Annotated in this window: 19 protein-coding genes and 1 pseudogene; 7 read left to right on the forward strand and 13 right to left on the reverse strand. The window is 50.7% G+C overall.

The window, feature by feature from the left end; translation table 11 throughout:
* Positions 1–101: 101 nt before the first annotated feature.
* Positions 102–1,202 (forward strand): MFS transporter, encoded by a 1,101-nt coding sequence (locus O1Q98_RS05085; RefSeq protein ID WP_240632700.1) that lies wholly within the window; start codon positions 102–104, stop codon positions 1,200–1,202.
* Positions 1,203–1,380: 178 nt separating this feature from the next.
* On the opposite strand, the gene O1Q98_RS05090 is transcribed toward O1Q98_RS05085, so the two are convergent.
* The 4 genes from O1Q98_RS05090 to O1Q98_RS05105 all read right to left on the reverse strand — a co-directional run bounded on the left by O1Q98_RS05090 (position 1,381) and on the right by O1Q98_RS05105 (position 5,311).
* The gene (locus O1Q98_RS05090; RefSeq protein ID WP_125258116.1) at positions 1,381–1,782 is read right to left on the reverse strand and encodes a hypothetical protein; all 402 of its coding nucleotides are present in this window, start codon (positions 1,780–1,782) and stop codon (positions 1,381–1,383) included.
* A gap of 419 nt (positions 1,783–2,201) precedes the next feature.
* Positions 2,202–2,627 (reverse strand): glutaredoxin-dependent arsenate reductase, encoded by a 426-nt coding sequence (gene arsC, locus O1Q98_RS05095; protein WP_125258115.1) that lies wholly within the window; start codon positions 2,625–2,627, stop codon positions 2,202–2,204.
* 12 nt (positions 2,628–2,639) lie between these two features.
* Positions 2,640–3,929, reverse strand: a complete 1,290-nt coding sequence (locus O1Q98_RS05100) for an arsenic transporter (protein ID WP_125258114.1) — start codon at positions 3,927–3,929, stop codon at positions 2,640–2,642.
* Between the two features lie 446 nt (positions 3,930–4,375).
* Entirely contained in the window at positions 4,376–5,311 is a 936-nt protein-coding gene (locus tag O1Q98_RS05105) for a LysR family transcriptional regulator (protein ID WP_125258113.1), read from the reverse strand.
* An 85-nt stretch (positions 5,312–5,396) separates the two neighbouring features.
* Between O1Q98_RS05105 and O1Q98_RS05110 the strand changes: the two genes are divergently transcribed.
* Positions 5,397–6,338 carry a carbon-nitrogen hydrolase family protein gene (locus tag O1Q98_RS05110; RefSeq protein WP_125258122.1) on the forward strand — a complete coding sequence of 314 codons (942 nt, stop codon included), beginning with the start codon at positions 5,397–5,399 and terminating at the stop codon, positions 6,336–6,338.
* Between the two features lie 370 nt (positions 6,339–6,708).
* On the opposite strand, the gene vapC is transcribed toward O1Q98_RS05110, so the two are convergent.
* From vapC to O1Q98_RS05155, 9 genes and pseudogenes are all read right to left on the reverse strand, one after another.
* The gene (gene vapC, locus O1Q98_RS05115; protein ID WP_125258112.1) at positions 6,709–7,113 is read right to left on the reverse strand and encodes a type II toxin-antitoxin system tRNA(fMet)-specific endonuclease VapC; all 405 of its coding nucleotides are present in this window, start codon (positions 7,111–7,113) and stop codon (positions 6,709–6,711) included.
* A complete protein-coding gene (gene vapB, locus O1Q98_RS05120) occupies positions 7,113–7,343 on the reverse strand; it encodes a type II toxin-antitoxin system VapB family antitoxin (RefSeq protein WP_125258111.1) in 231 nt (76 codons plus the stop codon). The genes vapC and vapB overlap by 1 nt, the downstream gene beginning before the upstream one ends.
* A gap of 93 nt (positions 7,344–7,436) precedes the next feature.
* Positions 7,437–8,270 carry a DUF4942 domain-containing protein gene (locus O1Q98_RS05125; RefSeq protein ID WP_278143107.1) on the reverse strand — a complete coding sequence of 278 codons (834 nt, stop codon included), beginning with the start codon at positions 8,268–8,270 and terminating at the stop codon, positions 7,437–7,439.
* A 118-nt stretch (positions 8,271–8,388) separates the two neighbouring features.
* On the reverse strand, positions 8,389–8,709 hold the full coding sequence (locus tag O1Q98_RS05130; protein WP_125258109.1) for a TA system toxin CbtA family protein: 321 nt from the start codon (positions 8,707–8,709) through the stop codon (positions 8,389–8,391).
* Between the two features lie 25 nt (positions 8,710–8,734).
* Positions 8,735–9,135: pseudogene (locus O1Q98_RS05135) on the reverse strand (type IV toxin-antitoxin system YeeU family antitoxin).
* The gene (gene radC / locus O1Q98_RS05140; RefSeq protein ID WP_278143110.1) at positions 9,135–9,608 is read right to left on the reverse strand and encodes a RadC family protein; all 474 of its coding nucleotides are present in this window, start codon (positions 9,606–9,608) and stop codon (positions 9,135–9,137) included. The pseudogene O1Q98_RS05135 and the gene radC overlap by 1 nt, the downstream one beginning before the upstream one ends.
* Positions 9,609–9,638: 30 nt before the next feature.
* The gene (locus O1Q98_RS05145) at positions 9,639–10,460 is read right to left on the reverse strand and encodes a DUF932 domain-containing protein (protein WP_125258105.1); all 822 of its coding nucleotides are present in this window, start codon (positions 10,458–10,460) and stop codon (positions 9,639–9,641) included.
* 97 nt (positions 10,461–10,557) lie between these two features.
* A complete protein-coding gene (locus O1Q98_RS05150; RefSeq protein WP_125258104.1) occupies positions 10,558–11,424 on the reverse strand; it encodes a GTPase family protein in 867 nt (288 codons plus the stop codon).
* Between the two features lie 133 nt (positions 11,425–11,557).
* Positions 11,558–12,385, reverse strand: a complete 828-nt coding sequence (locus O1Q98_RS05155; protein WP_278143113.1) for a CopG family ribbon-helix-helix protein — start codon at positions 12,383–12,385, stop codon at positions 11,558–11,560.
* A gap of 742 nt (positions 12,386–13,127) precedes the next feature.
* Between O1Q98_RS05155 and O1Q98_RS05160 the strand changes: the two genes are divergently transcribed.
* The 5 genes from O1Q98_RS05160 to O1Q98_RS05180 all read left to right on the forward strand — a co-directional run bounded on the left by O1Q98_RS05160 (position 13,128) and on the right by O1Q98_RS05180 (position 16,094).
* Positions 13,128–13,757: an inovirus Gp2 family protein gene (locus O1Q98_RS05160; protein WP_125258102.1), complete on the forward strand. Its 630-nt coding sequence runs from the start codon at positions 13,128–13,130 to the stop codon at positions 13,755–13,757.
* Between the two features lie 116 nt (positions 13,758–13,873).
* Positions 13,874–14,086 carry a helix-turn-helix transcriptional regulator gene (locus O1Q98_RS05165; RefSeq protein ID WP_039503053.1) on the forward strand — a complete coding sequence of 71 codons (213 nt, stop codon included), beginning with the start codon at positions 13,874–13,876 and terminating at the stop codon, positions 14,084–14,086.
* Between the two features lie 105 nt (positions 14,087–14,191).
* Positions 14,192–14,725 carry a secretoglobin family protein gene (locus O1Q98_RS05170; protein WP_125258101.1) on the forward strand — a complete coding sequence of 178 codons (534 nt, stop codon included), beginning with the start codon at positions 14,192–14,194 and terminating at the stop codon, positions 14,723–14,725.
* A 9-nt stretch (positions 14,726–14,734) separates the two neighbouring features.
* Positions 14,735–15,112, forward strand: a complete 378-nt coding sequence (locus O1Q98_RS05175; RefSeq protein WP_125258100.1) for a putative zinc ribbon protein — start codon at positions 14,735–14,737, stop codon at positions 15,110–15,112.
* 370 nt (positions 15,113–15,482) lie between these two features.
* Positions 15,483–16,094 carry an inovirus Gp2 family protein gene (locus tag O1Q98_RS05180; RefSeq protein WP_125258099.1) on the forward strand — a complete coding sequence of 204 codons (612 nt, stop codon included), beginning with the start codon at positions 15,483–15,485 and terminating at the stop codon, positions 16,092–16,094.
* Positions 16,095–16,185 lie beyond the last annotated feature (91 nt).

Consider the following 16,185-nt stretch of genomic DNA (forward strand, 5'->3'; position numbering starts at 1 on the left):
CAGAATCAGTAATAATACGTGACAGACTATCCCATCGTCCGATATGGGGGGCCGTGTTTTCGATGGCGTTGGGCGTTGTGGTCTTGATTGCATCAGAGTTTATGCCCGTCAGTCTTTTGACACCGATTGCGCACGAACTGGCGATGAGTCAAGGCCAGGCGGGGCAGGCTATTTCCGTCTCGGGTTTTTTCGCCGTGATAACGAGCTTGCTTAATACGCCCATCACAGGCCATCTGGATCGTAAAAAAGTCTTGCTTGGTTTTACGTTTTTATTAACCCTATCCGGGGCGATGGTGACATTTTCAACCAATAGCATGATGTTTATGGCGGGGCGCGCGTTATTAGGCGTCGCAATCGGCGGCTTTTGGTCAATGTCTACCGCAACAGTGATGCGTCTTGTGCCAACCCATGCGGTTGCAAAGGGGTTGGCGTTAATCAACGGCGGTAATGCGCTGGCTGCAACCATTGCCGCACCGCTGGGTAGTTTTTTAGGCCAGTATATCGGCTGGCGAGGGGCTTTTTTTATTGTTGTGCCTCTGGCTGTTATTTCTGTGATATGGCAATGGCGTGCTATTCCTTCGTTGCCGGGAAATAAAAACAGACAGGCATCGGCTAATCCATTGCAACTGTTGCGTATACCCTCAGTGGCATTTGGCATGAGCGCGATTCTTTTTTTCTTTATGGGGCAGTTTGCGGTATTGACTTATTTACGGCCTTTTCTCGAAGATATAACTCATCTGTCAGTGACGCAATTATCATTCGTACTACTGCTGGTGGGTGGCGGTGGACTTATTGGTACCTGGCTTATCGGTAATTTATTGCAACATCACCTGTTTTTTTATTTGGTTGTCATCCCCTTAACGATGGCGTTACTTGCCGGAATATTGATAGCTGTGGGTGCATCGTTTTTAGCCACCAGCGTATTACTGACTTTCTGGGGCCTGGTTTCAACGCCTGCCCCCGTTGCATGGGGATTATGGTTAAGTCAATCGTTACCGGATGATGCGGAAGCCGGCGGGGGATTGATGGTTGCGGTGATACAAGGGGCGATAACATTGGGCGCGGCATTCGGCGGCGTTATTTTTGATAAGGTTGGTGGCAGTGGCCCATTGGTATTAGGCCTGATTTTGTTATTAATAGCCGCGTATTTAGCAAGCGTAACCCAGAAAACTGTTACAAGAGCAGCTCCTCTTTTGGGTTAATAATCCATGTATTGCCATATGATTATGCCTCTTCTGTTGCCAGCCAACGCACAGCGTATATGAATATCTATCGCCACCGTACATCTTGATGGCGATAGCGTGATTGTCAGGCCATCAGCGCCCGGTATTTATTGGGCATAATACCTTGGGCGGCGTTTTGATACGTTAATCGCCTGATTTATGGCACGCGTACAATTCTTATTTTTTCTTTTATAGTCGAGAGATCGTGATACTGACCATTTGAGTAGACCACGTTGATTTTGATTGCACCCGCATAGGCACCAAAATCATTTTTGCCATTAATTGATACAGGGATAATCCAGCCAAACATTAATTGCTCTTTCTCGACGGGAACATTCATTATCCATGAGTAACCTTTGTAAGGTTCCTGAAACTTATAATGAGCTGAGTAGGGGTCTTTTAATCGATAATAGAAAATATCTTTAACACGCTTCTGATAATCTTTGGGCAGCGTTCCATAATTTGCAAGCTGAATTTGTAATGGGTCGGGCTCATGTGATTTTGTTATACAACCCGTTAATAAAGTGATCATGGCAACAACAAGAATACACTTTCGCATGGATGGCATCTCGGTCATGGTGGGTATAAGTATTTTTTATTATAGTGTCGGCCTAAAACGGCACGCACTATTTGAACAGACGATTTAACCCTACGAGTCAAGTGCAGTCTATATACCGTTGATAAACAGATGGGTTATTTCTGGTAAAATGACCCCGTGGTTGAGGGTTTGCTACTATTTCAGCTCAGGTGGCGCTGATATTTCTGCATCGTACTTGCACCAATTTCGTCAGGCTTACACGGGTACGTTGATGTTGATTCTCATCGGCCAGCCATTCATCTCGAATCCCGATCTGGTTGCGCGGCTTAAAGAAGAACTGCCGCTGACGCCGCCGCATCGTGCGACGTATTATGGCGGCAGCCACGAGGGATTAGCCCGGGTTATCAACCGATGGGTAAACGGCATCCGTGCCTTGCTGTTTATTTCAGGCGTTTTCCTGCATCATCGACGACTTTCTCGCCATCTTCTTTAGCGAATGTACCTTTTTGCGCATCAGGAAGGATATCCAACACCACCTCGGATGGGCGGCACAGGCGCGTTCCAAGCGGTGTGACTACGATTGGGCGGTTAATCAGGATGGGGTGGCGCAGCATAAAGTCGATTAACTGAGCGTCAGTGAATTGATCTTCTGCGAGCCCCAGCGCTTCATACGGTTCGACGTTTGTACGCAACAGCGCCCGCACGCTTATCCCCATATCGGCAATGAGTTTTACTAATTCATCGTGTGATGGCGGATTATCAAGGTAATGAATGATGGTGGGCTCAGTGCCGCTGTTGCGAATCATCGCCAGTGTGTTACGCGATGTACCGCAGGCCGGGTTGTGATAAATAGTGATGTTACTCATATCTGTATCTCATTACACAGTGAAAGAGAGGCGTAGCGCCAGCGCAGCCAGCGTGACAAATAACACGGGCAGCGTCATGATAATACCGGTGCGGAAATAATCACCCCAGGTTATCGTTATATTTTTCTGTGAGAGTACGTGCAGCCAGAGCAGTGTTGCCAGGCTACCAATCGGTGTGATTTTGGGCCCCAGGTCGCAACCAATAACATTTGCATAAATCATCGCGTCTTTAATCACGCCTGACGCGGTGCTGCCATCAATAGACAATGCGCCAACCAGCACTGTAGGCATATTGTTCATGATAGAAGAGAGAAAAGCTGTCAAAAAGCCGGTGCCAAGCGTCGCCGCCCAGAGTCCTTTATCCGCCAGTGCATTCAGCGCGCCAGAGAGAGAGTCGGTTAACCCCGCGTTGCGCAGGCCATAAACCACCAGATACATTCCGAGTGAGAAAATAACAATTTGCCAGGGCGCACCACGCAGCACGTTGCCGGTGTTAATGGCATGACCGCGCCTTGCAACCACAAACAGAATGACAGCGCCAACGGCTGCAATCGCGCTAACAGGAATACCGAGTGGTTCGAGGACAAAAAAACCAGCCAGCAGGAGCAACAACACTATCCAACCGGTTCTAAACGTGGCCTGATCTTTAATCGCATTTGCCGGTGATTTCAAAAGGGCCAGCTCGTAGGTTGGCGGAATATCTTTGCGAAAGAACAGGTGTAGCATCACAAGCGTCGCGATGATGGCGGCAATATTCACCGGCACCATGACGGATGCGTATTGCGTGAATCCCAGACTAAAGAAGTCTGCTGAAACAATATTGACCAGATTTGACACAATGAGCGGCAGGCTGGCCGTATCGGCAATAAACCCGGCGGCCATCACGAATGCCAGCGTCGTGCGGTGACTAAACCCTAATGCCAGCAGCATGGCGATAACGATCGGTGTCAGAATGAGTGCTGCACCATCGTTGGCAAACAGCGCCGCTACCGCCGCGCCGAGCAAAACGATATAGGTAAAAAGCAAACGGCCACGGCCATTACCCCAGCGAGAAACGTGCAGCGCTGCCCATTCGAAAAAGCCTGACTCATCAAGCAGTAAACTGATGATGATAACGGCAATAAAGGTTGCCGTGGCGTTCCAGACGATATTCCACACCACGGCAATATCGCTAATGTGTACACCCCCTGAAATCAAAGCCAGTATCGCGCCCAACGTCGCGCTCCAGCCGATCCCTAACCCCTTCGGCTGCCAGATAACCAACACAATAGTCAGGACAAAAATTGCGCCTGCCAGTAACATAACGCCTCCAGTCAGGGCGACTCAGCCGCCCTGTATATCGCCAAAAAATGCGCTCATCGGTTCTTTGCTTTCTACGCTTTTTGATTCTGACACTGGCTGTTGCCAGTGCCAGAAAACCCACCGTACTTTTAGTGCGCCGACGCTTAATGACCGCACGCGGAAGCCGCGCCTGCCATGCTTGCGAGCAAAGCCGCCGTGAGCATCCGCAATCGAAAAATGGTGATTGATAATCCATTCTCGCGACTCTGCGCACATTCAATATCGGCCAGTAAATTTGCCGCTTCAGGTTTAGGGGGGATTCAGGATGCACAACCCACAGCATGTTGAATAATTCGAGCCGCAGGAGGGCGGTAAATGAATGAATCCCAATGAGATTTCTCAGGTTGTTAATTCAATTGATAAATTAATTTAAAAGCACTCCAGGTTTGGCATGAGGAAAAATACGTTTAGCGTGGCTCCCGGTTCAACCAATTCAGAGATGCAAAGGTCTCAAGTACGCACTGTTTTAGCAATGCCACGGCGGGGTCACGTAAGGCATCAGTACGCCACCCCAGCTCGACGGAATAACTGGGTAAAGCGAGGGGGCAGGGAATGACGCGCAACGAACCAAATTGCTCAATTGCATGAGCCGCATGGGTCGGTAGTGTGGCCACCATATCTTCTCCCTTTAGCAAGAAGGGCACTGCGGCAAAGTGGGTCGTCGAGGCGGCGAAATGCCGCTCCTGTCCAACCACAGTCAGTACCTCATCCACGATTCCGGTGACTCCCCCAGAAGATATCAGCAAGTGCTTGCGACCAACATACTCGTCAAAACTCAATGCCGAGATGGCTGGCCTACCGGGTGACGGGGCGATTAAGCAGGCATAGCTCCCCGTCCCCAGCACGTGTCGGCCAAGCGTGCGTGATGAGAAGCCGCCAGAAGCAATGGCCAGATCCAACGTCCGGCTCATCAGCATTTCCCCTGCAATCTGGCTGTGGGTCTGCCGGAAAATCAGCCGCATACCCGGAGCCTGGGTTGCTACACGCTCCATGAGATCACGGCCAATAGCGATTTCGTAATCGTCGGAGAGTCCGATGGTTACTGTGCGGTCATGATAGGCGGTGTTAGAGGTAATGATGGCCAGGCTTTGACGGCATCGATTCAACGCCTCACTAATCAACGGCTTGAGTTCATTCGCCCGGCGTGTAGGCATGAGCCCGCGTCCGGTTCGCTGAAACAGTGGGTCCTGATAGACCACCCGCAAGCGTCTCAGCGCCGCGCTTACGGCTGATTGCGTCAAGCCGAGCCGGAGCGAAGCGCGACTTGCCCCTCCCTCTTCATGTAAGGCTTCGAATACCTTTAGCAGGTTGAGATCAATATCCTTAATATTCATATTATTCATATCAGATAAGAAGTTTGCTCGGTTGATTCATAATGTGGCAGGCGAGAAGATGGCGCAACCTACTCAGCACGACAAAGGATGCCACATGCCCTCAACAATCGTTGCAGCACTTCAACTGGGTTCTTCCCCACATGGCAAAGCTGAAACGCTAGCCAATATTCTTGCCTTCGAATCGGAAATCAAAGCCTCAGGGGCAAGCGTTGTCGTCATGCCAGAAGCTCTCTTGGGGGGGTATCCCAAAGGAGAGATCTTTGGTACTCGCTTAGGTTATCGCTTACCTGAAGGAAGGGAAGCGTTCGCTAACTACTATCAAAACGCCGTTGATGTACCTGGTCCCGAAACGCAAGCGCTGGCCGAGTTGTCGCAGCGAACCCAGGCAGCCTTGGTAGTTGGCGCTATCGAGCGTGACGGCAATACCCTGTATTGCACCGCACTATTCTTTCAGCCTGAAGCAGGTCTGGTGGCCAAACACCGAAAGCTTATGCCAACAGGTACAGAGCGCCTGATTTGGGGGCAGGGTGATGGCTCGACTCTTCCTGTTTTACAAACAAAAGCGGGCAAGATCGGGGCGGCTATCTGTTGGGAAAATCACATGCCACTGTTGCGCATGGCTATGTATGCCAAAGGGGTTGAGATTTGGTGTGCCCCCACGGTCGATGAACGTGACGTATGGCAGGCTTCAATGCGGCACATCGCCCACGAAGGTCGTTGTTTTGTTATTAGCGCTTGCCAGGTGCAGCCGTCTCCCCAAGCGCTGGGTATTGAGGTGCCACATTGGGATAACGACCGGCCACTCATACGTGGGGGCAGTGTCATCATTGGGCCGCTGGGTGATGTCCTGGCTGGCCCATTGACCGGCCAAACCGGTTTGGTGGTAGCCACTATCGATACCGATTATCTGGTTCGGGCGCGCTATGACTTCGATGTCGTTGGCCATTATTCTCGCCCCGATGTGTTCTCGTTGTCAGTCGATGAACGTATGAAACAGACCGTCCAGTTCTGGACTGACCCCGCCCCGGTGTCCTGACTTTGTTATCCACTACAGTTTGTAGGCTTTATCTTGTGGCCTGGCGGTTTCTATCTGCCGGGCATTAAGTGATATTGTGGGTGCCCTAATAGTCATTGAACAAGAAGAGCCCTCATCGCGGCCCCCAACATCGACGTGATTTCCGGTAGGCCGGGTTGACCTCGGTGGAATTCAGCGACAGAAAATCCTGGTGGTCCCCTACAGGATTCGAATTAACCACGTATCTATATTGAAATAAAAGGATTTCCACCAGTTCGAAAAACGTAGAGGCCCCCAAATGGGCCCCCAAACCTTTCTGGCTGGATTTTTTGCGGGTTATCCGCAGTAGAGGGTGGATTATATCCTGTTTTGGGGGAGGGCAGCATACAGCTTATCGGCTTACCCAGTTTTCCACTCGTAGCCCAGGTACACGCTCAAATTCGCGTACATTGTTTGTTATCAGTATTAAACCTGCGGATCGCGCGTGACCGGCTAACATGGCATCATACGGGCCTATGGGGGTTCCTTGTTTCGCCAGCTCGGCACGAATTTGACCGGTATGTACGGCAGCATCAAACCCATAGGACTGGATGTCCAGACGTGCGGAAAATCCTTCTATTACCGCCAGATTCTTTTCTGGATTAGCCGACTTTTCCGCGCCATAGATAAGCTCCATCAACGTGATAGAACTGATCGCAAATTGCCCGTAATAACGCTGGAACGCCTCTCTGACCTCTTGCGGCTTGTTCTTTATGGTGTAAATGCAAATGTTGGTATCAAGCAGGTATTTCAACATCAAAAATCGTCCCTGATCTGTTCATCCGGTTGCTCTCTGGTGCTCATGAAATCCGGTGTCACGCCCGCTTCATCAAACCAATTGTCCCAGCTTTCGCCTGCCGGAGTAATGATACGCGTGCGGCCAATGGCGACAATATCGACATGCCTAACATCATCGGGTAACGCAACAGCTTTAGGGAGCCGTACCGCCTGGCTGCGATTGCTTTTAAATACTGTGGTTTTTTCCATGGCAGTCTCCTTGGAGAAATTTTGTGCTATCGATAGCATAGAATATTGATGGGATATGTCAATGGGATATACACATCTAGTATGATTGGTTAATCACCTCGCCGCTAACATCCCCGGATAATGTTTGGCAATAATGTCGTTCATCTGATCGATTAAGTCAGGGCGTTTAAAGATGAGATGCCCGGTGCCTTTCTGAAAGTAACGCACACTAAAATACGTATCTTCGTATTCTTGCTGATGAGGATTATCACGAATATGGTTCATCAGCCGGATAGTCACATCACCCCGGTTATCAGGAATGGGTTTGCCATCCAGCAAGGACAGCATCCGCTCCAGATCGGCCAGTTGATCGCGTCGCCAGCCCCAGTTCAGGCCAAAGCCCCAACGGTGGTACGTCACCAGATTACTGATGATGATTTTCTTACCGAAGTAGCAAGGATGGTTGGTTTTGTAATCCCACGATAACCCTTTGAATACGTTAATCACCCCGCGTTCGAATACCTCCCGCTTGCTCTGGTGAAGTTGTTCAAACGTGCTGAGAATATTGGCTTCGCTGATGGTCGGCAGGTCGCCCTCGTCCAGATTCTTATGCCACTGGCTGCGGGCTTGTGCGTCCATCAATGACAACATGCCGGATTTCAGCATCAGGTCGCGCCAGATATGGCTGTCCAGCGTGCGAATAATGGCTGGCATCGCCTTGTCAGGCGTTTCTGTCAGCCAGCAATCGTAGCGATGCCCTGGCTTCAATGCCCAGTCTTCAGCGGTGCCACCACCGATAGTCGCCGTTAGCGTTGAAATGGCCTGTAACTGGGTCAGAAGCTGTTCTATCTGTTGCAGCGCGGCATCACGTCCAGTGACGATACGCGCAATGTTGGTCGAGCCAATCAGCTCGGTGTGGTCGGTTAACACCTCGGGTTCAGTTTGCATAGTGTGTTGTCCATACATCACAGCCAATACGCCAGCTGGTAACGGCTGGCGTATTATGCATCGGGGGAGAAAGAGAAATCGGTTTGGCGTTGTGTGACTGGAAAGCGGCTCGCAGTCTTTATGGTTTGAGCAGGCCGGTGGCGCGTCTGGCGCGGAGAATATCGACCGCGTTCAGAAACGGTTGTTGCTCCTGCCAGCTAAAACCGCTGCGGTCGATGCGCACCAGCTCATAGCGCTCCACCAGAAAGTTCACGGCGTCCGGCAGCGAAATTCCGGCGTCGAGGTGGGCCTGGATCTCGGCTTCTTCACAAAACGGCGTGTCGTTGAGCGTCAGCCCGTAGTGCTTGTCCAGCAGGTAAGTTAATAACTGTTGCCAGACACTCACAGGTGACAGGCATGACGATGCCTCCCGCGCCGGGGATGGGGATGGTGTTTGCATGGATAGGCTCTCTTAAGATAAACGCTTAAGGTGAAGGGAATGCGGTTGCCGGTGTGGCCGCCGTGGTCGGGTAAATCGTGATATAGACGTAGCCCGCACTGCCCAGTGTATCGGCCTCGCAGGTCAGTACGCCGTCATGCAGCGTGACGCGTTGCTGTCGGCGGGGATGAGCTCACCGGTCACAAGCTTTTGCTCCAGTTGTCTCACCAGCAGTGGGAAACGGTGTTCCAGATGGCAGGCCACGGTTGCACTGAAGGTGCCGGTCACACCGGCACGGTCGGCGAGAAAATGCAGGTGACACCCTTCCTGTACCAGCCGGGCTCCAAAGCGCGGTTTCAGAGTGTGTTCAAGTCCCCATTCCAGGGCATCCGATAATGACAAGGTACTTTTCTCCTGACAGGTTAATGGAATGACAGCGAAAGGCATTACAGCCAGCCGCGTTCAGCGAACGACACCACCTGATTGCCGCCAATGACCAGATGATCCAGCGTGCGGATATCCACCAGCTCAAGAGCGCTTTTCAGCCGTTCGGTGAGCGCCCGGTCTGGCGTGCTCGGTTCGGCATGGCCGGACGGGTGGTTGTGTGCCAGGATCACCGCCGCCGCGTTGTGGCGCAGGGCCGCCTTGACGATTTCTCTGATGGGAATCTCGACATGATTAATGCTGCCCAGCGCCATGATTTCCCGGTCTATCAGGCGATGCTGGTTATCAAGAAACAGCACCATGAACACCTCCCGTTCCAGCGGAGCCAGATGCAGTTGCAGCCACATTCGGGTATAGGAGGAGGCGGTAAACGGCTCGCCCGGCTGGCGCAGGTGGCGCTCCAGCAGGCGCTGGGCCCGGCGGATGATGCGCTGCTCATGTTCGGTAAACGGGGTCGGTGAAACCGGTTGATTCATCGGGGGTCTCCCTGAAAACACAAACAGGATTTAGTCGGCATGTTGCAGCAGCGACTCCGCCAGCACCCACAGCGCCCGGTTGAGCCGCACATCGTTGTCGATACTGCTGACGGCACGGGTGCGGGCCCGTTTTCCCTGCGGGGTGCGACCGGGCAGCCCGCCCTTTATCAGGTTCTCCTGAATACGCTGAAAGGTAGTCCACAGGTCTTGCCGGTCGTCCTGCCAGCGGCGCGGCGTCAAGATTTGCGCTGCAGTCACCGGCTGATGCGCCTCACCAAAACGGTATGTCAGGGCGGCGTTTGCCAGCGCGGATTGCGCCGGAGGCGGTAACAGCAACGACTGCATGGCGTCGCGCTTTTCCTCGATGCGCTCAAAGGTATCCAGCACCTCATACGCGCCTTCAATCACCCGGCCCACCACATCGCCTTTATGGGGCACCCGCACCTCACCAAAACTTTCGCCGCAAATCAGCCCGTTCTGGCACACCTGCCGGAACAGCCCCGGCAGCATCTGGTAGCTGCTGGAGCCGTCATGGCTGTTGAGCAGGATGATTTCCGGCACCTGATGGCCGGTGATTTGCCCTTCCCGACGCAGGCGCAGCATGTGTTTGGTGTGCTCGCGGCGGCTGTCGTCGCGCACGCGGGTCTGGCAGGCAAAGAACGGCTGGAAGCCTTCACGTTGCAAATTATCCAGAAGGGTAATCGTCGGAATGTAAGTGTATCGGTCGCTGCGGGATTCATGCTTTTCCTCACTGAACACACTGGGTACGGTGCGAAACAGCGCTTCGCGGGTTAACGGACGGTCACGGCGGATCAGGTTTGCTGCGCCAAAGCGCGAGGCCAGACGGGTCATAACGGAACTCCTTAAGATGGCTGAAAATAAAAAGCCCGGACGCACAGGCGACCGGGCTCGGAAAACGAAAACAGATGGGTAATGCAGAATTAACGGCTCAGAAGAACACCGCCCACAAAGTGCGGGCCACGGACACCACGGTATCGCGCAGCGTCTGTATAAGCGTGCGCACCGTGGCCGGTATCAGCGGCAGACGGCTGACGGTATCGAGTGTGCTGCCCACCGTATCGGCAAAATCATAGCGGGCTTTTTGAGTGACACGTTCGCTACGAAGGGGAGTCTGTAGCTGTGTGACCAGCGGGCTGCTGGCTTCGCACGGCAGGCTTGCCACCATCAGCGCCGCCATGTGCGACAGCCCCCAGCGCAGCCGCACCGAAACCGCGCAGACCGGGTGCACCGGCAAAAACAGGGTGTGCAACAGGGTGATTTTGCGCGCAAGGCTCTGCCGTTGTTTGGCAGACAACGCCTTCATGCCGCCCTCAGTGGGTTCAATCTTGTCCGCCTGACTGACCACAAACAGCACCTTGTGCCGCCAGGCTTCGCCAATCACCTGATGGTAAAAATGCTCGTCCACCGCCAGCGCCCGGTCATCGGCCTTAACCAGCCACAGCACCAGATCGAGATGCGGAAGTTGCTGGCGATACATCGTGGCATACTCCGCATCACGCCGTTCACTTTCACCGACTCCAGGCAGGTCTACCAGCGTCATGCAACGCTCACCCACGTTCAGGCGCAAGCGCAACGGCCCACGGGTACAGGCCGACACATCACTGACCGGCGACACCTCACCGGCAAACAACGCATTACACAGGCTGCTCTTGCCCGCACCGGTCTTGCCCATAATGCCGATAACCGGCTCGTAGTGGGTCAACTGCCGGATATGCCGCCAGATTTGCGCTGTCACCCACTCCGGCAACCCCGACAACGCCTGACGCAACGGCGCAGGCCCATCCTGATGATTCATATCATGTCCTCGGTAAACACAAACGGCAGCACCGTGAGGCGCTGCCGTTAAGGGGAAGGTTCGGGGAGATGATATCTGTCTGAAAATATTTTAAAGCAGGGCCTGGGTTCACCGTCACTGTTGAAGCCCGGTATTATTTTCTGTTCTTTTTTACGCGTATTGCCTGGTTTGTTACCATTATCACATCATCGCTTTTCACGAGCGCAATGGCCTGGTCAGATAAAGCTCGTCTTCTCACGCCCATAACAAGCATCTTGTTTTGAAAAATCGTGATGGGCATCCAGTAGAGATAGCCTGGTGCTAACTGTTTATTCTTTTTCCTCACCAACGTACTCAGTGGTGCCCGGCCAATTTCCCTCACATCCAATACCTGAATAGCGTGATAATCCAGATAAAAATAATCTTTTGAATCTATATTTTCTTTGACATTGACCAGCGTGACAGCATATATGAAATCGCAGACCTCCCCCACGCCTTCAACATGTTTCTTTTTGCCACTTATTCTTACAGCTAGAATTTTTACGCCATCACCCTTTATTTCATTAATAAATTTACGCGCAAAATAAGACCCCTCGCCAACCTTCATATTTATATCATTTATAATTCTTTCGTAAAACTCGTCAATTTTGACAGTGAGGTCATCATACTCTGCGTTTTCCTGAAAAATTCTAACGCTGCCAAGACTAATTTCAAACCAGCAATCACCGGAATAAAAATAATCCCGTAGCGAGTTAAAATACAGAGACTCATACCATTTAATGCTTATTTTTTCAGGAATGATGCCATCGCTGGGAATATCGTCTTCATCATGCGGGTGCCTTTTCTGGTCAATGGCAAAATCAAGCAATTCACTGACAAGCTCGGATCGCGATCGTTTACCACGGGCAGCGACGTACTCATCCAATGCCTCCAGCGTGGTTTTCCTGATACTGAACGAACAAATCCTGGTGTGCTTTTCCATCGTAAAACGTTCTCCCACCGTTTTCCCTATCACCCACGACTCAAGGCGTTCACCCGAAAGCAGCCAGGGTGATTTCCGCACTGCCGTATGTGGGCACCACCAACAAGAATAGGTTATTAACCTTAACTAAAAATAAATTAAAAACAAAATATTGCAAGATTAGCATTTTGATACTCAGAAACAACGGGAGGCATCACGAAGAGGTCGTGGCCGGGCGTTACGCGTTAAGCGCACGGAAGACTTCATGCGGAGAAAATCGCCTCTCGGTAAGCAGAGAGAACGGGCAAGTGCCAGTATGGTGGCGAGGTGTGGTCAGGTATGCCGGTCAGCCGATTATCCACATGAACCGTCATTGACGGTTTTCACCATATGGGCAGTGATTAGGGGCGAATGCACGGAGTCAAAAACCGGCAACCGTCGTAATATCATGACAGCTGGAAAAATAAAAACACCGTGCAATCCTTAACTTCAGAGTAACCATCCGAAAATTTATCTCCAGATTATCTGCTAACCGTGGTGCATCTGATAAGGCTTTTATTGAACCGGGGAGATAAAAGGGAGTAATCATAATTGTCGGATTGGTAATATATATACGGCCATTCTTCACTTCATATCAAAAACAGTATTCGAATAATACCCTAAGACAATACCAATCCCTCACGCATTTACCAGAACAGTCTCCTGATAATATTTTTACATCATCTCCGCTCACTATGTCTTTAACCCAAAGAAGTGATGAGAGATGAACAGAGAAATCATTGTTGATGAAACCTATGGGCCGCTATGTCGTCATTATGTCGCCCGAATCGAGGAAACTCTTCACAAAGCGCTAAGGGCACACCCCCGCACACTGGCGCTGAGAATAGATTTACACATTCCTGACAGGGACCATATATCGGGCATGGCAATACGCAATAACGTTATCAGCCGCTTTATGGCGTCATTAGCGTCTCAGCTCGAAGCACAAAGGTATCGAAAAATGCAGTCAGGCATTCGGGTGCACCAAACTGATTTGCGCTATATCTGGTGCCGTGAATTTGACTGGTTTGGTAACAAACCCCATTACCATGTGGTGCTGTTACTGAATAAAGATACTTACCAGTCACCGGGGCACTACCTGTCAGATGACACCAATCTGGCAACGATGATCATTGCGGCCTGGAACCGGGCATTGGGAATGAAAGTTGCGGACACCCCACTGGCCCGTTCACTGGTGCATTTTCCTGAGAACCCCTGCTACTGGCTCGATGTAAACAGCGAAGAGAGTGAGCGTGCCTATTCCAGCCTGATGTTTCGGCTCAGGTATATGGCAAAAAACGCAACCAAGCACCACGAGGACCATCTCCGGGCTTTTGGTTGCAGCCAGCGCTGACGGAGATTTTCCTGCACCGAAGATCTTTTTTACAGCGTGACCAGTTGGTATGGCGGAGTCGGCAGGTAAGCAAAATCTCCGACTCTGGTATCTATTTACCAATGGAGAATACCAACATGGCAACGCAACCGACCTTACTGGAAGATCAGTTTATCGATATGAAATTTATCACCGCCCTCACTGAGATGACGGATAAGTGGTTTTATAAGTTGATTCAGGATGGTGATTTCCCTGCGCCCGTTAAATTTGGCCGGAGTTCCCGTTGGCTAAGGAGTGAGGTTGAGGCCTGGCTACAAGAGAGCATTGCCAAATCCCGAAAACAGCGCTAACCCGCCTTTTATCCACTAATAACACCTTTTTAGTCAGCTATCACCATTATCCGCGCCAGCGACGGTTTTCTGCTGCCTGAAATCCAGCATTGAAGGGAAATAACGATGAAAAAGACTCCACTACTTAACCATTATCAAACTTGGCTTGATGATTTTACCCGACTAAACCTGTGCCATGGATTATTTCAACAGTCGATAACACTGTGGCACAAGCTGACGATTGCATCATGCCAGCAAAAAGATGGCAGCATATCCGTTATTGTCATTCCACAATGTCTGCTCCAGGTTATACGCACAGAGCAGGTAGTAGATTGCAATATTACTCCCCAACTGATTAAGCATATTGATTACCCCTTGCTTCCAGGCGTGCTATTCAGTGAATGTTGCCGGTTGGGAAAAAGAAAGCTGGCAGAACAATTAAAAATGCTATTCCGATTGCATACGCAACCGGAGATGCGTCATGCCCTAATACTGTTGTGCTGGTGTGATTTCACCACTGGCAGCGATTTGGATAAATGGTATTCACTACACTTGTCTAATGCTGACGAGTTAAAACAGTGGATATCGGCACGACAAAAAACTTACCGAGAGTTGGCAGCGCTGACAAAGGATTACATTGATGCCACTCGGCCACTGTGAAGGTGGGTTATGCGTATAGAAAAATGCCATATTGTGCAGAGGAATACCGGTGAAATCGTGGCAGCCCGTCAGGTCGATTCTGCTGACGATGAGTGGTGCTGCCACCACTGCCAGTGTCCGTTGATATTTCATCCTGCAACGGTAATGTCGCCTGCATGGTTTGAGCATGTCATTCCTGCTGGTGATCCCGAAGCGCTAGTACATTGCGCTTACCTTGTCTCAGAGGATCAAACATCCTCCAGTATGAAGCAACTGCAAAGGCTTATTGCACAGCTAACACCCGTTCAGCGGGTTACACACTGGCGATGCACAATGTGTGGTAGCCACTACCGGGGAAAGAAACAGTGTTCACTGTGCAAGACAGGTATTTACAGCAGGGAAATATAATTGCCTGAAAGGCTGAAATACAGGCTCTACAGAGGCTTCTCAAACATAACACGTACCGAATCGTCTTCAGACGTTTTGGTACGTTAACAGGCCATAGTATGAGCAGGATAACTTCGGAGTAAAAATTAACCTGATTTTCTCGTGTAACACCATACGCCACAGGTATCAATCGGGTGTGCTTGATGACGGATTGGTATTATTAACTGTCTGATATAATTAAATTATCTATCCACTCGGTTACCAAGAAGGTAGTCATTCACATATCACTGTGATCCCTCTTACTGCTGTTACAGCAGTATCCCCACACATTATTAACTCATTCATTAGCCCACTACGGGTAAGGCTCTGCCCAATCTTATAAGTGAAAACCATGATAAATAACATTCGTATCGATCAGAGCCAGGCTCCGTTCAATGAGGCTTATCTGTCACGCATGATTAGCGTGATAAATAACGCAGTGGACGAGCATCCGCGCACCATGGCAATACGGGTAGATTTACACCTGCCAGATGATGAATGCAATGCACGTCAGGGCTTGATGTCCCGTTTCATTGAATCACTGGATGCAAAGATTGAAGCGCGATATCGGAGTAAGCAGAAACAAGGGAAACGAACCTATTCCAGCCACCTGCGTCATCTCTGGGTACGCGAAGTTGGAGAGGAAAATCAGAAGTCGCATTATCATGTGGTCTTGTTCGTTAACAACGATACCTTTAATTGTCTTGGAAGTTATGACGAAAGCGGTACGGGGTTAGCATCGTTGATACAGGCCGCATGGCTGAGTGGGTTAGGCCTGAGTAACCGACCCGACTATCGAACACTGGTACACTTCCCTGAAAACCCTCTCTATTATCTGGATATCAACGCTGAAGATTATCGAACGATTTATGATCGACTGACGTTCAGGGTTAGCTACTTCGCCAAAGAGCGAACCAAATCGTATTGCAGGGAAGAACGGTCGTTTGGGTGCAGTCAGCGTTGATGAGTTCAATGATTCAAAACTGTGTTTCTGATCGTGAAGTAAAATGTTGGTATGTGTAAAAATGCTTACGCATCCTCGTTATTGATGAATT

This window comes from Dickeya lacustris, assembly GCF_029635795.1.
In the GTDB taxonomy this organism is placed as follows: Bacteria; Pseudomonadota; Gammaproteobacteria; order Enterobacterales; family Enterobacteriaceae; genus Dickeya; species Dickeya lacustris.

Bases quoted from the DNA above. Each gene is read 5' to 3' on its own strand.
- O1Q98_RS05130 (WP_125258109.1), bottom strand. From the start codon at position 8,709: ATGCAAACACCATCCCCATCCCCGGCGCGGGAGGCATCGTCATGCCTG.
- O1Q98_RS05180 (WP_125258099.1), top strand. From the start codon at position 15,483: ATGATAAATAACATTCGTATCGATCAGAGCCAGGCTCCGTTCAATGAG.
- O1Q98_RS05090 (WP_125258116.1), bottom strand. From the start codon at position 1,782: ATGCGAAAGTGTATTCTTGTTGTTGCCATGATCACTTTATTAACGGGT.
- O1Q98_RS05085 (WP_240632700.1), top strand. From the start codon at position 102: ATGCCCGTCAGTCTTTTGACACCGATTGCGCACGAACTGGCGATGAGT.
- O1Q98_RS05155 (WP_278143113.1), bottom strand. From the start codon at position 12,385: ATGGAAAAGCACACCAGGATTTGTTCGTTCAGTATCAGGAAAACCACG.
- O1Q98_RS05145 (WP_125258105.1), bottom strand. From the start codon at position 10,460: ATGACCCGTCTGGCCTCGCGCTTTGGCGCAGCAAACCTGATCCGCCGT.
- O1Q98_RS05125 (WP_278143107.1), bottom strand. From the start codon at position 8,270: ATGCAAACTGAACCCGAGGTGTTAACCGACCACACCGAGCTGATTGGC.
- O1Q98_RS05160 (WP_125258102.1), top strand. From the start codon at position 13,128: ATGAACAGAGAAATCATTGTTGATGAAACCTATGGGCCGCTATGTCGT.
- vapC (WP_125258112.1), bottom strand. From the start codon at position 7,113: ATGTTGAAATACCTGCTTGATACCAACATTTGCATTTACACCATAAAG.
- vapB (WP_125258111.1), bottom strand. From the start codon at position 7,343: ATGGAAAAAACCACAGTATTTAAAAGCAATCGCAGCCAGGCGGTACGG.
- O1Q98_RS05150 (WP_125258104.1), bottom strand. From the start codon at position 11,424: ATGAATCATCAGGATGGGCCTGCGCCGTTGCGTCAGGCGTTGTCGGGG.
- arsC (WP_125258115.1), bottom strand. From the start codon at position 2,627: ATGAGTAACATCACTATTTATCACAACCCGGCCTGCGGTACATCGCGT.
- O1Q98_RS05110 (WP_125258122.1), top strand. From the start codon at position 5,397: ATGCCCTCAACAATCGTTGCAGCACTTCAACTGGGTTCTTCCCCACAT.
- radC (WP_278143110.1), bottom strand. From the start codon at position 9,608: ATGAATCAACCGGTTTCACCGACCCCGTTTACCGAACATGAGCAGCGC.
- O1Q98_RS05105 (WP_125258113.1), bottom strand. From the start codon at position 5,311: ATGAATAATATGAATATTAAGGATATTGATCTCAACCTGCTAAAGGTA.
- O1Q98_RS05100 (WP_125258114.1), bottom strand. From the start codon at position 3,929: ATGTTACTGGCAGGCGCAATTTTTGTCCTGACTATTGTGTTGGTTATC.
- O1Q98_RS05175 (WP_125258100.1), top strand. From the start codon at position 14,735: ATGCGTATAGAAAAATGCCATATTGTGCAGAGGAATACCGGTGAAATC.
- O1Q98_RS05165 (WP_039503053.1), top strand. From the start codon at position 13,874: ATGGCAACGCAACCGACCTTACTGGAAGATCAGTTTATCGATATGAAA.
- O1Q98_RS05170 (WP_125258101.1), top strand. From the start codon at position 14,192: ATGAAAAAGACTCCACTACTTAACCATTATCAAACTTGGCTTGATGAT.